We start from the raw sequence: 14,768 nt of genomic DNA on the forward strand, positions 1-14,768 counted from the left end.
AAGTTCATTAATTTCTGCTTGTTTCTGCTTGACTTTTTATTTGCAGACTATTTTTCTTCTATTTGTACCGATGATTATTGAAACAGATATTCTTCTTCCAGATCACGTACCATTTTCGTATATACTTTTCTGCACGCCTCCATCTTCCCTTCCTCGATCAGGGAAATACACGGACTCAGATAGTTTTCCCAGATTTCCCGGTAGACTCGGTCGGAATCTCTAAGCTTATCGATTCTCTTTACGATTGTCGGAGCAATATTGTAATATTCCCGAATCGTATCCCTGCCTCCCGGAGACATAGAAAGATAATTGTCTCTATACTCCCGGAGCGTCCTGAGTTCATAGCACTCGTCCGGCTTTTCGAGGGATCTGCACACAGCCGTCGTCACATAGCAGAGTCTTCTTCGGAAGCCTCCGTTTATCTCTTCGAAGGTTGCTTTTCCTACCTTCATTGTAACCGCAATAAGCCGATTCCAGCTTTCGACTGTACAGTCTGCCAGCTCCTCCATTTCCTTGTCCCTGCTGTATAGAATGAGAGGGATGAAAAAGGAAACGAATGCAAGATTGTAATCAATTACCGCGTTTTCACGTTTTCGTTTTCCCTCCACCTTGGAAAGTTTCCCATTTACATAGTTTGGAACAACATCTGCAAGTTCTTTCAGAAATTCTTCCCTTTCTTCCTCCCTGAATTCACGGATGGCAAGCAGGATCAATTTCAACGGCTCTCGCTGCCGATCAAACAAATCTTTAAAGGCTTCTTCGTATGTATTTTTATTAAAGCCTTTTGACAACACGAAAGCTTCCTCATACATGGAGATCAAATCATTCCTGTGTATGTCCTGCATAGGATTTCCTCCTTCCTGCATTACGGGATGTGCTTATTCGTCCCAGTTATGATACACTTCCTGGACATCGTCGTCGTCTTCCAGAAGATCCAATGTTTTCTGGATACTTTTTATATCTGCCTCATCTGTCAATTCCACATATGTCTGAGGGATCATTGTCACAGATGCCTCTGTCATTGGAATTCCTGCGGCTTCCAGTTTTTCTCTTACTTCAGAAAAAGAATCCGGATCCGTAAGAATCTCGAAGCTGTCTTCCTCTTCTGCGAAATCTTCTGCACCTGCATCCAGAGCAAGCATCATCAATTCGTCTCCGTCCATCTCGAAGTCTTCTTTATCGATCAGGATCTGTCCTTTTTTGTCAAACATAAAAGATACACAGCCCGGTGTTCCGATATTCCCGTTTCCTTTTGTGAAAGCACTTCTCACATTGGATGCGGTACGATTCTTATTATCTGTGAGCGCTTCCACGATAATCGCTGTCCCATTTGGTCCATACCCTTCGTATACAACTCTTTCGTAATTGTTGGCATCTCCATCTCCAAGCGCTTTTTTGATGCTTCTGTCAATATTGTCATTTGGCATATTGTTTGCTTTCGCTTTTGCGATCACATCTCGAAGCCGACTGTTATTTGCCGGATCCGCACCACCGCCTTCTTTTACGGCAACCGCGATCTCACGGCCGATCTTCGTAAAGATCTTTCCTTTTGCTGCGTCATTTTTCTCTTTTTTATGCTTAATATTGGCAAATTTTGAATGTCCTGACATATTCTATATCCTCTCTTTTATCTTTACTTTATTGGAAATAAAATCCGCTTTTTCTATTCTAGCATTCTTTCTTTTCGGTGACAAGCTTAGATTTTGGCGATCCTTACCTTTTGTATGATATTGTTGTCCACATGGAGCACTTCAAAAACATATCCTTCGTACTCGATTTTACATTGTTCATTTTCTGCAGGGATTCGCTCCAGTTTTACGATGAGGAAGCCATTCAGAGTCTCATATTCATTGTCCTCATCTTCATCGGAAAAGACAATGCCCAAGATATCGGAAAGTTCGGACAAATCTGTCATCCCATCTGCAATATACTCCCCGTTTTCTCCTTTTTTGATCATTTCCTCTTCCACATCATACTCATCCCGGATATTTCCCATAATCTCTTCGATGATATCTTCCATTGCCACGATCCCTGCCGTTTGTCCATATTCATCGATCACAATAGCCATATGTACCTGTTTTGCCTCCATTTGGGTAAACAAACGGTCAATACTTCTCGTCTCCGGGATAAAGCTTGCCGGCATGAGACACTCCGGAAGTTCGCATAATTTTTTCTTCCGCAGTTCTTCTTTCATATAACATCTCATGAGATCTCTTATATGAGTAATTCCGATGATATTATCTATATCATCCTGATAGACCGGAAATCTGGAATTTTTGGCTTCCAGTACAAACCGTGCCGCCTCCTCCAGTGTCTCTTCCCCGTCTATCGCGACTATGTTCTTTCTGTGCGTCATAACATCTTTTGCATCTTTTTCGCCAAACGCGAAGACATTTTTTATCATTTTGTATTCGTTTTCTTTGATCTTGCCTTCCTGCTTCCCGTCTTTCAACGCAGAAAGGACTCTGTCAGCAATCGTTTCCTGCTTCCCCATTCTTTTCTCCTTTTATGTAGAAAGCGCAAAGCTTACACGCAATGCCTCATCCACTTTTCTCATAATCTCTTTATCGAGATGGCAGACGTTTTCTTTCAGTCTCTGTTTATCGATGGTCCGGATCTGCTCCAGAAGGACAACCGAATTTTTCACAACCCCGTATCGCCGTGCATCTATCTCGACATGCGTCGGGAGTTTTGCTTTATTCATTCTCGACGTGATAGCGGCACAGATCACAGTAGGGCTATGTCTATTCCCCATCTCATTTTGTATAATAAGAACCGGCCGGATACCTCCCTGCTCGGAGCCGACGACCGGACTTAAATCTGCATAGAAAATATCTCCTCGATGCACCTGCACTTTCTTCACACTCCATTTTTTAAGATACTGAAAGTATTTCCATCTTTTCTATGAAGTATTCCGAAAGCAATTTCTTCTCAGGCAAAATAATCCATCTGCGCAATCACTTTTCCATGTCTTGTGTATTCCCTCGGGATCCTCTTATCCAAGTTGCAGAGGAATTCATAATTAAATCTTCCGGAAAGAGCGCTCAGATCTTCTACCTCTATCGTCTCCTCCCCGTCTGTTCCCACGAGGGTTACCGGATCCATAAATTTGACATCATCGATATCTGTCACATCTACCATAAACTGATCCATACACACCCTTCCAAGAAGCGGTGCCTTTTTCCCATGGATCAACACATATCCTTTGTCTGAGAGACTTCTCGGATATCCATCCGCATAGCCTACCGGTACAGTAGCTACCTTCGTCGGGCGGCTTGCGGTAAAACAGCCCCCATAGCTCACAACTTCCCCTTTGTCGATCCATTTCGTATGTACTACGTGGCTCAGAAGAGAGAGCGATGGTTTGAGTGGTACTGCATTTTTATCTACCTCTTCGGACGGATAAAGTCCATAAAGTGCGATCCCGGCTCTTACAAGATCCATATTTGCCTCCGGCACATCTATGATCCCTGCACTGTTGGAACAGTGGCGGTATTGCGGATCTACTCCTTCTTCTTTGAGACGCTCTGTCATCCATCTGTACGCTTCAAGCTGCTGCTTCGTAAATGTCTTATCCGTCTCATCTGCCTTGGCGAAATGAGTAAAGATCCCTTCCATATGTATATTTGGAAGGTTGGCGATCCGGCAGATAGCCTGAACGGATGTTTCCCCGGTCCTAAATCCCAGACGAGACATACCGGTATCAAGTTTGATATGAATATTTGCTGTCTTTTTCATTTCCCCAGCCACAGAAGCGATCTCCATAGCCGATTCTTCTGTATAGACAGTCATGCTGATTCCATGTTCCACAGCCGCCTCGTACTGATCCGGGAACGTACATCCCAGCACGAGGATCGGCTTTTTCACTCCGGATTTTCGGATCAGCACTGCCTCATCCAGTGTTGCCGTAGCATAGCCCCACACAGTCTGCATATCCTCTGCCATTTGCGCAATAGGAATAGCACCGTGTCCATACCCGTCCGCTTTTACTACGAGGATCATCTTCGTATTCGGAGAAATATGTTTCTCCATCTGCTGTATATTATATTCAATCCGATCCAAATTGATCTTTGCACATACTCTGCTGTACTGTTTCATCGTTGTTTTGTCCCTTTCCAATTTACTTCCCCTGATAAAGACGCCGCCATCTCAATGATATCCTCTGCCATGACTCCATGTTCCCCATAGGTTTCTCTGGCCGCATCCCCGGCAAAACCATGGATACAGACCCCAAGCGACGCCGCTTCATACCGATCCATCCCAAGTGCCAGAAGACCGGTTATGATGCCTGCAAGGACATCTCCTGATCCAGCTTTTGCCATCGCTGCATTCCCAGACATGTTCAGATACGGAAATAATCCTTTTCCGGTCACGACTGTCCTTGCATCTTTTGCTGCTAATACTATATTATAGTTTTCCGAATACTGTTGTGCAAGAGAAATCCTGTTTTTTTTCGTCTCTTCCACAGTTTTCGACAGCAGCCTGGACAATTCTTTTACATGAGGTGTAAAGATCAGGCATTTCCCTGCTCCCCTCAAATACCTCTCTTTTTTCTCTTCTTCCATAGAGGCGATCAGATTCAGTCCGTCCGCATCCACGACACAGTTCTTCGGTTGCTCACTCAGGTAGCCGAATACCGTATCTGTGATTTTTCGGGCCGTTTCAGACGTTCCGATACCGCAGCCAAGGCAGATGATATCGGCCCACTCAAGTTTTTCTTTCAGAAGTAAAGCTGCATCTGTCTCGTCTGTATACACTGAGACAATCGCTTCCGGAAGCGTACTCTGCAGAATGATCCGATTTGCTTCCGACGTAAAGATCTGTACAAGTCCGGCTCCTGTTCTGTAGGCTGCTTTTGCTGACAGGTATGAAGCTCCGGACATCCCGCTGCTGCCTGTGATCATCAGTATTTTTCCGTATGTCCCTTTATTGGAGTCCGGTTTCCTTTTAGGACGGAATCTTTCGATATCCTCTTTTTCATAAGTTACATACCTTTGCCCGCACACTTGCTCATTTAAATAGATCCCGATGTCTGCTACAAATACTTTTCCTGCAAAGGATGCGCCCGGATAGAGCACCATACCCGCTTTCTGATAAGCAAAGGTAACAGTCATATCTGCCCGAAAAGCCGTCCCAAGAATTTCTCCAGACGCAGCTGATACGCCAGAGGGAATATCAACTGCCACCTTCTTTCCGGACATGCTGTTTAACTTTTTCAATATCTGTGCATAGTGTCCGGACACTTCCCTTGACAGTCCGATTCCAAACAGCGCATCCACGATGGCCGTGTAGTCTCCTTTTGGAATCTCTCTCATAGTAATGCCCCCGCAGTTTTCAAAAATCTTTCTCTGAGTCTTTGTCTCCTCTGTGCAGTGATCCGGGTTTCCAGCAAGAACGACCGTGACCGTCTTCCCACGCTGCAGCAGAAGTCTGGCCACCGCAAATCCATCGCCCCCATTATTTCCGCTGCCGCATACGATCAGTACATTGCTCAGATCCAACTCCTCCTGTTCCATCACTTCTAAAGTCTTCAAGGCGGCACGTTCCATGAGAACAAGTGACGGCATCCCTGTCTCCTCTATCGTATACCTGTCTGCATCCTTCATTGCTTTTCCATCTAAAATATATTTCATATACGCCCTCCTTTACGGCAACAAAAAGGCGCACAGCACAAACGGGTATCCCGAGTGTTCTGCACGCTTTTTTATTTTCCCTATTTGTCTTCCTGGTGAGTCTCCTTATATCTGAGAACATTATAGGAAAGACGCATCAGGCTTTCGGACAGATGTACGTTCTCCACCACAATATTCTCCGGCAGATTCAGATCCGTATGTGCAAAGTTCCAGATTGCCCGTATTCCATTTTCTACCAGCATGTTGGCAACCGAAATGGCTTTTGCCTTCGGTATAGTCAATACCGCAATCTCAATATCATTATTTTTGATAAAGCTCTTGATCTCATCCATCATACGGATCTCGATTCCCCGAACTGTAATCCCTGCAAGCGTCGGATTGACATCAAAAAGTCCTTTTGTCACAAATCCGCTGCGTTCGAATGCTGCATAGTTGGCAAGCGCCTGGCCCAGATTTCCTGCTCCGATGATAATCATATTGTGTTTTCTGTCAAGTCCCAAGATCTTACCGATCTCCGTATAAAGATATTTTACATTGTACCCATAACCTTGCTGACCAAAGCCACCAAAATTATTCAGATCCTGCCTGATCTGGGAGGCCGTCACTTTCATTCGTTTGCTCAAATCATTGGAAGAGATTCGTTCCACACCGTCTTCCAGCAACTCACCTAAGTATCTATAATATCGCGGCAGTCTTCTGATAACTGCCTGGGAAATTCCTCTTCCTTCCATCTCTTAGCACCTTTCTGTTTTTATTCAATATCTTTATTATATGGGATTCTATCTTTAAAGTCAAACTTTTAACTAAATAATATTGTATTTTGTCCAGATTCCGCTATAATGGATAGGGTACATTTTAAAAAGATCGAATTTATGATTCAGGAGGAACTTATGATTTTAGCATGCCATAACCTGGACAAATCGTTTGGAGAGCAGGTTATCGTAAGAAACGGCTCTTTTCATATAGAAGAACACGAAAAAGCCGCCCTTGTCGGAATCAACGGCGCCGGTAAATCCACAATCCTGAAGATGATTGTAAAAGAGCTGCCTGCGGACAGCGGAGAGGTCATTCTCTCCAAAGGAAAACAGATCGGTTACCTTTCCCAGCATCCCATGACGGACACTTCACGAACCATCTATGAAGAGGTAAAAACTGCCAAACAATACCTCATAGATATGGAAACTCAAATCCGCTCTATCGAGCTGGAGCTGAAGTCTCTTACAGGGGACGCACTGGATGACCGGCTTGCTTCTTATCACAATCTTATGGCCCGCTTTGAACGTGAAGACGGCTATGCGTACGAAAGCGAGATTGTCGGCGTCCTAAAGGGGCTCGGATTTTTAGAAGAAGATTTTACAAAGCCTGTATCCGCTCTTTCCGGAGGCCAAAAAACTCGAGTATCCCTCGGCAAACTTCTGCTCACTAAACCAGACGTCCTGCTTCTCGATGAGCCCACCAACCATCTTGATCTCAATTCCATCGCCTGGCTTGAGACATACCTGATGAATTATCCGGGAGCTGTCCTGATCGTCTCCCACGACCGCTATTTTCTTAATCGGGTCGTTACCAAAATCATCGAAGTAGAGGCAGGAGAAATCCATACATACATGGGCAATTATCAGGATTATGCGTCAAAAAAGCAGCAAATCCGCGAGGCCAAACTCAAAGAATACTTAAATCAGCAGCAAGAAATCCGGCATCAGGAAGCAGTCATTGAAAAACTCCGTTCTTTTAATCGGGAAAAATCTATCAAAAGAGCGGAAAGCCGTGAAAAAATGTTGGCTAAGATGGAGCGGGTAGAAAAACCAGTGGAACTGCATACCGATATTCACCTGAAACTGGAGCCGTCCGTCATCAGCGGAAACGATGTGCTTACTGTAGAGCATTTAAGCAAATCTTTCCCAAACCAAACTCTTTTTACGGATATCAATTTTGAAATCAAGCGGGGCGAGCATGTAGCAGTCATCGGCGATAACGGAACAGGGAAGACGACACTTCTCAAAATCTTAAACGAGGTCATCCCTGCAGACGGCGGAACATTTACTCTTGGCTCCAATGTAAAGATCGGGTACTATGATCAGGAGCACCACGTCCTCCATATGGACAAGACCGTCTTCGATGAAATTTCTGACGACTATCCACGGCTTACCAACACTGAAATCCGTAATATGCTGGCCGCCTTTCTCTTTACCGGGGACGATGTCTACAAACTGATCAAAGATTTGAGCGGTGGAGAGCGTGGACGGGTATCTCTCGCAAAGCTGATGCTTTCCGAGGCCAATTTTCTGATCCTGGACGAGCCAACCAACCATCTCGATGTAGCATCAAAGGAAATTCTGGAAAAAGCGCTGAATGATTATACCGGAACTGTCCTCTATGTGTCTCATGACCGTTACTTTATCAATCAGACAGCCACCCGAATTCTGGATCTTGTAAACCATAAATTTGTCAACTATATCGGAAATTACGATTACTATCTGGAGAAAAAAGAGGAATTGACTGCCGCTTATGCCGCACCACTGGAAGAACCTGTGACGGCAGCATCTGGGGCCAACAGCGATTCCGCCGGAAAGCTGGACTGGAAAGCGCAGAAAGAAGCCCAGGCAAAAGAGCGTAAACGTCAAAATGATTTAAAACGCACAGAAGAACAGATTGAAAAACTGGAGACACGGAATCAGGAAATCGATACTCTCCTTACACGTGAAGATATCTACTCCAACTCCGTGAAATGCCAGGAACTGGCAAAAGAAAAAGCTGCCATCTCAGAAGAGCTGGCTGAATTATACGAAAAATGGGAAGGACTGGCCGAATAGTGGCAGTCCTTCCTTTTTCATCTCTTTTGTGAGAATCGGTATATTCTTGATTATTTATCAGAAATTTTTGCTAATTCTTTCCGCAACAGCTTTTATGAATCCCTCACTGTTCAATACCATTGGGTTTTCTATTGTCGTGATAAGCGCCAGATCTTTTGTCATTTGACCTCCTTCGATTGTCTCAATGGTGGCTTTTTCCAGGCAGTCGGCAAAATCCTGAAGTTCCTTGTTTCCATCCAATTCTCCACGCTTTCTAAGCGCTCCGCTCCAGGCAAAAATTGTTGCCACAGAGTTTGTGGATGTCTCTTCGCCTTTCAGATGTTTATAATAATGTCTCTGCACCGTTCCGTGGGCAGCCTCATATTCATAGTATCCGTCTGGAGATACGAGGACAGATGTCATCATAGCCAGAGAGCCGAAAGCGGAGGAAATCATATCGCTCATCACATCTCCATCATAATTTTTACAAGCCCATATATATCCGCCTTCCGATTTCATGACACGTGCTACGGCATCGTCGATCAGCGTATAGAAATAAGTAATCCCTGCTTTCTCAAACTGTTTTTTGTATTCCGCGTCAAAAATCTCCTGGAAAATATCTTTAAAAGTGTGATCGTATTTTTTCGAAATCGTATCTTTTGTGGCAAACCAGAGATCCTGCTTTGTGTCCAGAGCATAAGCAAAACAGCTTCTCGCAAAGCTTGCGATAGAACCACTCAAGTTATGCATCCCTTGAATAATGCCGTCTCCCTCAAACTGATGGATCAGTTCTCTTGTCTCGGTCCCGTCCTCAGCAGTAAATACAAGTTCTGCCTTTCCTTTTCCGGACACCTTCATTTCTGTCCCTTTGTAGACGTCCCCATATGCATGTCTTGCAATGGTAATCGGCTTTTTCCAGTTTTTCACGCATGGTTCAATTCCCTTTACAACGATCGGAGCGCGAAATACGGTTCCATCCAAAATAGCACGAATCGTTCCATTCGGACTCTTCCACATTTCTTTCAGATCATACTCTTCCATTCTGGCTGCATTTGGTGTGATTGTTGCACATTTGACAGCCACTTTATATTTCTTTGTGGCCATCGCGCTGTCGACAGTTACCTGGTCGTCAGTCTCGTTTCTGTGTTCAAGTCCCAGGTCGTAATACTCTGTCTTCAGATCCACAAAAGGAAGGATCAGATGATCTTTGATCATCGCCCAGAGAATCCTTGTCATTTCATCCCCATCCATCTCTACGATAGGTATCTGCATCTTGATTTTTTCCATACGTGGTATCCCTCTCTTTCTATTCATTTCCGATTTCATCCAGACGAAGGTGCTGTACTACGTGCCTGATATGTTCTTCCATAAGCTTCTCTGCCTGGTCTTCATCGCGTTGTTTCGTTGCTTCCAGAATTTTCATATGTTCCCCGATGGATTTCTCAGCTCGGTTCTCTGTACGAATCGAACGTTTTCTCGCCATCTCTACGTAACGATGGAAGTCTGTCAGAAGATGCTTTAGCATCCTGCTTCCGCACGCTTCATATAATATCACATGGAATTTGCCGTCAAGCTGTGCAAGCTGTTCTGTCATCCCTTTTTTTCTATAAAATTCTGACAAAAGCAGCATTTCCTCCATCTCGTCTATCTGCTCCTGGGAAACCCGCTTTGCGGCAAGCCGCGCTGCCAGACCTTCCAGCCTGATGCGGATCATATAGATATCCCTCACGTCTTCCGCGGAAATCCCATTTACATAAGTCCCTTTATTGGGGACAATGGTCACAAGGCCTTCAAGCTCCAGCTGTCTGAGTGCTTCCCTTACCGGTGTCCGGCTTACCCCAAGCTCTTTTCCTATAGTCACTTCCCGAAGTTCGTCGCCTTCTTTATACTTTCCGGTTAAAATTCCATCCCTCAGTGTCCGGAATACTTTTCCGCTCAATGAATAATCCTGATATGTCTCCATTATACCTCTCTTTACCTCTCATTTAAAGAATGATCTGCATTTCGTGACAAAGTTCTGTGATCTTCCGCACCATTTCTGCATCTGTCATAACTGTAACTCTTCCCTCTTCGTACTGCATGTCTACCCATTTCTTTACTTCTTGTACAAGCAGGGAATCTTTCCCCACATTTCTCTCTTTCGGGAGTTTATAATATGTATTGATCCAGTGTGCGATTCCGGCAATCCCGGAAGTGTTAGACACAGAAACGACAGCCGGTCGGTTCAGGAATTTGCCGGTGTCAAAAATATTATAGATCTCTTCATTTTTCAAAAGTCCGTCGGCATGGATCCCAGCTCTTGTCACATTGAAATTTTTCCCGACAAACGGTGTGTGTTCCGGGATATGGTATCCAATTTCCTTCTCGTAGTACTCTGCCAGCTCCGTGATAGCAGTCGTATCCATACCATCCAACGTCCCTCGAAGCTGTGCATACTCAAATACCATTGCTTCCAGAGGAGTGTTTCCTGTTCGTTCTCCAATTCCAAACAATGAACAGTTTACCCCGCACGCCCCATAAAGCCAGGCCGTCGTCGCATTGCTGACCGCCTTGTAAAAATCATTGTGCCCGTGAAATTCGATAAGTTCGCTCGGGACACCGGCATGGATCATAATCCCATAGATAATCCCCGGGACAGACCTTGGAATCACAGCTCCTGGATAATTGACGCCATATCCCATCGTATCACACACTCTCACTTTGATCGGGATATGATACTCTGCCATCAGATTCATTAGTTCCAGACAAAATGGAATCACAAATCCGTAAATATCGGATCTCGTAATATCTTCCAGGTGGCAGCGCGGGCTTACCCCGATCTCCAGGCACTGGCGGATTACAGAGAGATAGTGCTCCATCGCTTCCCGTCTCGTCATCTTCAGTTTATAAAAAATGTGATAATCGGAACAGCTTACGAGGATTCCCGTCTCTTTCAAACCGATATCTTTTACAAGCTCAAAATCTTTTTTGCTGGCGCGGATCCAGCTTGTCACTTCCGGGAAATCATATCCTCTTTCAAGACATTTGTAGACGGCATCCCTGTCTTTTTTGCTGTAAAGGAAGAATTCGCTCTGACGGATCTTTCCCTTTGGTCCACCCAACCTGTGAAAATAATCGTAGATCGTCACGATCTGTTCCGTTGTGTATGGCGCCCTGGACTGCTGTCCGTCGCGGAATGTCGTATCCGTGATCCAGATATCATCCGGCATACAGTGCGGAACAATACGATCGTTAAAGGCAATCTTCGGTATCTCGTCATATGGAAACAGATTCCGGAAAACATTCGGTGTATCCACATCCACAAGCGGATACATATGTTCTTCCAGCTGAAGCAGATTGTTGTGATAATTCATGTAGACTCTTCTATTTTCCATTTCAATTCTCCTTCTTTGCAATTTTGTATAATTGTATACAATTATACAACCTATGTCAATACTTTAACGTAATAAAAGAGGAAAATGTTCCGCCGAATCAACAGATCATTTTCCTCTTTTATTTTTTCGTCTCCCGAACCAGGATCCTATCTTCTTCTTTCGTACTTAATCAATGTCTGGAGATATTTCTCAATATCGAGTATCCGAAAATAAAGATCTCCGCTTTTTTCTGTAAAATCAAGGCTTTGGGCAATGGATTCCAGAAGCTGATCATCCAATTCTGACCGATGCCGCTGGAGAAAAGCAAGCTTCTCTTCATTTTTCCCCAATTCCAGAAAAGCCAGAAGAAGCTGCACGCTCTTCTCGTCATCCTCATGGCTTTTTCCTTCCTTTCGATCTGGCTGAAACGGACATCCTTCATTTGGTTCCGCAATCTTCTCAAACAAATATTCCTGGGATGATTCCGGAAATTTCCCTGGCTCTGCCTTACTCATAAACATTGGGAGGGATTTTGCATAAACGGGATGATCCCCGTACATTCCCTCATAGATGACAAGCTCTTCCAGCGTCTCCGTATGTCTTGCCACCGCCAGAATCCGGTATATCTCTCCTTCAAAATGCCGGTAGTACTGCCCTTTCTCCGGTATCTCTCGTCCCAAAGTGAATCCTCCTTTTTCAAACAATGATTAGTACAGCTTTGCCCCGATCAGTTTCGGACGGAACCCTTTTTCTTCCAGCGCTGACAAAATTTCCTGCTTATGTTCCGTACCGAAGGCCTCCATCGTGATACGAAGTTCCACCGCCGCATTCCGGTTTGTACTTACAAACTGGTTATGTTCCAGCTTGATGACGTTTCCCTGGGCATCCGCAATGGTCTTCGCCACTCTCACAAGCTCGCCCGGTTTATCCGGAAGAAGCACCGATACGGAGAAGATCCGATCTCTCTGGATCAGGCCATGCTGCACGATAGATGCCATTGTAATGACGTCCATATTTCCTCCGCTCAGGATACAGACTGCCTTTTTCCCTTTTAGTTTCATCTGTTTTAATGCCGCCACAGAGAGAAGACCAGAATTTTCTACAACCATCTTGTGATTTTCTACCATATCAAGGAATGCTCCGATGAGTTCATCGTCGTCCACTGTCAAAATCTGATCCACATTTTCCTTCACATATTCAAATGTTTGTGTTCCAACTTTTTTGACAGCTGTACCATCTGCGATCGTATTGGCACTTGGAAGCTCTACCGGTTCTCCTGCTTTTAAGGCCGCCTTCATGCTTGCCGCTTCCGATGGCTCCACACCGATTACCTTGATTTTCGGATTCAGCATTTTGGCGAGCGTGGATACCCCTGCTGCCAGTCCGCCTCCACCGATCGGCACAATGATGTAATCCACAGTCGGGAGTTCCTGTACGATTTCCATCGCAATCGTTCCTTGTCCGGTTGCCACATCCAGATCGTCAAAAGGATGCACAAATGTATATCCATGTTCTTTAGCAAGTTCATAGGCTTTGCTGCAGGCATCGTCATAAACGTCTCCGTGAAGCACCACATCCGCCCCGAGATTTTTTGTGCGGTTTACTTTGATCAGCGGAGTAATCGTAGGCATGACGATCGTCGCCTTACATCCGAACTCTCTTGCCGCATACGCTACACCCTGCGCATGATTTCCGGCCGACGCTGTGATCAGTCCTTTTTTCTTCTCTTCCTCTGTAAGCGTGCTGATCTTATAGTATGCTCCCCGGATTTTGTAAGCACCGGTATGCTGCATGTTTTCCGGCTTTAAAAAGATTTTGCCCCCGGTCTCCTCGCTCAAATATTCGCTGTAAACAAGTTTGGTCGGGTTTGTCACTTTCTTTACGAGTTCGCTCGCTTCTTCAAATTTCTCCAATGTCATCATAGCTGATTCCTTCTTTCCTCACTCTGTCATGTGTTTCACTTAGTTCTCTTCATCCTCTTTTGCATCGTCTGTAAACAGTGCATTTACAAAATCATCCGAATTGAATTTCTGCAGATCTTCGATGCTTTCCCCAACACCAATATATTTTACCGGAATTCCGAGTTCCGCCTGGATGGCAACTGCGATTCCCCCTTTTGCAGTGCCGTCCATTTTTGTAAGGACAATCCCGGTGATCTGGGCCGCTTCCATGAACTGTTTTGCCTGTGCAAGAGCATTCTGTCCAGTCGTCCCGTCCAATACGACAAGCGTTTCCCTGTATGCATCCGGGTACTCTCTCTCAATGACACGGTTGATCTTCTTTAGTTCCTCCATGAGATTTTTCTTATTGTGAAGACGTCCTGCCGTATCACACAGCATGACATCCGCCTTCCTGGCTTTTGCCGCCGCAACTGCATCGTAGACGACAGCCGCTGGATCAGATCCTTCCTGGCCTCCGATAAACTCTGCATTGGCGCGATCTGCCCATTCTTTTAACTGTTCTCCGGCTGCCGCCCGGAAAGTGTCAGCTGCCGCGATCACGACTTTTTTCCCTTCGCTTCTGAGTTTTCCGGCAAGTTTTCCAATCGTCGTTGTCTTTCCGACTCCGTTTACTCCGATCACAAGAACAACCGATGTCCGGTTTTCAAACTCATAGGCGGTCTCGCCGATCTGCATCTGCTCTTTGATACTATCGATCAAAAGCTGCTTGCAGTCCATCGGCTCTTTGATATGGTTTTCTTTTACTTTCTGTCTCAGATCATCAAGGATCGAGTAAGTCGCTTTGACTCCAAGATCCCCCATAATAAGAATCTCTTCCAGCTCTTCATAGAACTCTTCGTCGATCCGGGAAAATCCGCCAAATAAACTGTCTAGCCCGGATACAATATTTTTTCTTGTCTTCGTAAGCCCTGAAACAAGCCTTCGAAAGAATCCTTTCTTTTCCTCTGCCATACTTTTTTCCTCCATTTTCTATTATAATCTCTCGGAATCTTCATCCCTTGATTTATAAGGGGTTTGGATTCCTTTTTT

14 protein-coding genes are annotated in these 14,768 nt (G+C 44.9%); 1 reads left to right on the forward strand and 13 read right to left on the reverse strand.

The window, feature by feature from the left end; translation table 11 throughout:
• Window positions 1-74: 74 nt before the first annotated feature.
• From ACLROL_RS11175 to ACLROL_RS11205, 7 genes are all read right to left on the reverse strand, one after another.
• Window positions 75-845 carry a CFI-box-CTERM domain-containing protein gene (locus tag ACLROL_RS11175; protein WP_087201363.1) on the reverse strand — a complete coding sequence of 257 codons (771 nt, stop codon included), beginning with the start codon at window positions 843-845 and terminating at the stop codon, window positions 75-77.
• A 33-nt stretch (window positions 846-878) separates the two neighbouring features.
• Window positions 879-1,610 carry a YebC/PmpR family DNA-binding transcriptional regulator gene (locus ACLROL_RS11180; RefSeq protein WP_087201365.1) on the reverse strand — a complete coding sequence of 244 codons (732 nt, stop codon included), beginning with the start codon at window positions 1,608-1,610 and terminating at the stop codon, window positions 879-881.
• Between the two features lie 86 nt (window positions 1,611-1,696).
• Complete coding sequence (locus ACLROL_RS11185) at window positions 1,697-2,494, reverse strand: hemolysin family protein (RefSeq protein ID WP_087201367.1); 798 nt, start codon at window positions 2,492-2,494, stop codon at window positions 1,697-1,699.
• Between the two features lie 12 nt (window positions 2,495-2,506).
• Window positions 2,507-2,854: a type II toxin-antitoxin system PemK/MazF family toxin gene (locus ACLROL_RS11190; RefSeq protein WP_087201369.1), complete on the reverse strand. Its 348-nt coding sequence runs from the start codon at window positions 2,852-2,854 to the stop codon at window positions 2,507-2,509.
• Between the two features lie 77 nt (window positions 2,855-2,931).
• A complete protein-coding gene (alr, locus tag ACLROL_RS11195; protein WP_221919799.1) occupies window positions 2,932-4,098 on the reverse strand; it encodes an alanine racemase in 1,167 nt (388 codons plus the stop codon).
• Window positions 4,095-5,633 carry an NAD(P)H-hydrate dehydratase gene (locus tag ACLROL_RS11200; protein WP_221919800.1) on the reverse strand — a complete coding sequence of 513 codons (1,539 nt, stop codon included), beginning with the start codon at window positions 5,631-5,633 and terminating at the stop codon, window positions 4,095-4,097. The genes alr and ACLROL_RS11200 overlap by 4 nt, the downstream gene beginning before the upstream one ends.
• A gap of 80 nt (window positions 5,634-5,713) precedes the next feature.
• Complete coding sequence (locus tag ACLROL_RS11205; RefSeq protein ID WP_087201373.1) at window positions 5,714-6,364, reverse strand: redox-sensing transcriptional repressor Rex; 651 nt, start codon at window positions 6,362-6,364, stop codon at window positions 5,714-5,716.
• 159 nt (window positions 6,365-6,523) lie between these two features.
• On the opposite strand from ACLROL_RS11205, the gene ACLROL_RS11210 reads away from it, so the two are divergent.
• Window positions 6,524-8,446: an ATP-binding cassette domain-containing protein gene (locus tag ACLROL_RS11210; protein WP_087210620.1), complete on the forward strand. Its 1,923-nt coding sequence runs from the start codon at window positions 6,524-6,526 to the stop codon at window positions 8,444-8,446.
• Between the two features lie 57 nt (window positions 8,447-8,503).
• On the opposite strand, the gene ACLROL_RS11215 is transcribed toward ACLROL_RS11210, so the two are convergent.
• The 6 genes from ACLROL_RS11215 to ftsY all read right to left on the reverse strand — a co-directional run bounded on the left by ACLROL_RS11215 (window position 8,504) and on the right by ftsY (window position 14,690).
• Window positions 8,504-9,712: an NADP-dependent isocitrate dehydrogenase gene (locus ACLROL_RS11215; RefSeq protein ID WP_221919821.1), complete on the reverse strand. Its 1,209-nt coding sequence runs from the start codon at window positions 9,710-9,712 to the stop codon at window positions 8,504-8,506.
• A gap of 19 nt (window positions 9,713-9,731) precedes the next feature.
• The gene (locus ACLROL_RS11220) at window positions 9,732-10,388 is read right to left on the reverse strand and encodes a GntR family transcriptional regulator (RefSeq protein WP_413067845.1); all 657 of its coding nucleotides are present in this window, start codon (window positions 10,386-10,388) and stop codon (window positions 9,732-9,734) included.
• Window positions 10,389-10,410: 22 nt separating this feature from the next.
• A complete protein-coding gene (locus ACLROL_RS11225) occupies window positions 10,411-11,799 on the reverse strand; it encodes a 2-isopropylmalate synthase (RefSeq protein ID WP_413067846.1) in 1,389 nt (462 codons plus the stop codon).
• Window positions 11,800-11,945: 146 nt separating this feature from the next.
• A complete protein-coding gene (locus ACLROL_RS11230; RefSeq protein WP_413067847.1) occupies window positions 11,946-12,458 on the reverse strand; it encodes a DUF1653 domain-containing protein in 513 nt (170 codons plus the stop codon).
• A gap of 27 nt (window positions 12,459-12,485) precedes the next feature.
• The gene (gene ilvA, locus ACLROL_RS11235; RefSeq protein ID WP_087201382.1) at window positions 12,486-13,700 is read right to left on the reverse strand and encodes a threonine ammonia-lyase; all 1,215 of its coding nucleotides are present in this window, start codon (window positions 13,698-13,700) and stop codon (window positions 12,486-12,488) included.
• A gap of 39 nt (window positions 13,701-13,739) precedes the next feature.
• A complete protein-coding gene (ftsY, locus tag ACLROL_RS11240; RefSeq protein WP_087201384.1) occupies window positions 13,740-14,690 on the reverse strand; it encodes a signal recognition particle-docking protein FtsY in 951 nt (316 codons plus the stop codon).
• Between the last annotated feature and the right edge of the window lie 78 nt (window positions 14,691-14,768).

It is taken from the genome of Sellimonas sp. (genome assembly GCF_047234585.1).
Lineage (GTDB): Bacteria > Bacillota > Clostridia > Lachnospirales > Lachnospiraceae > Sellimonas > Sellimonas caecigallum.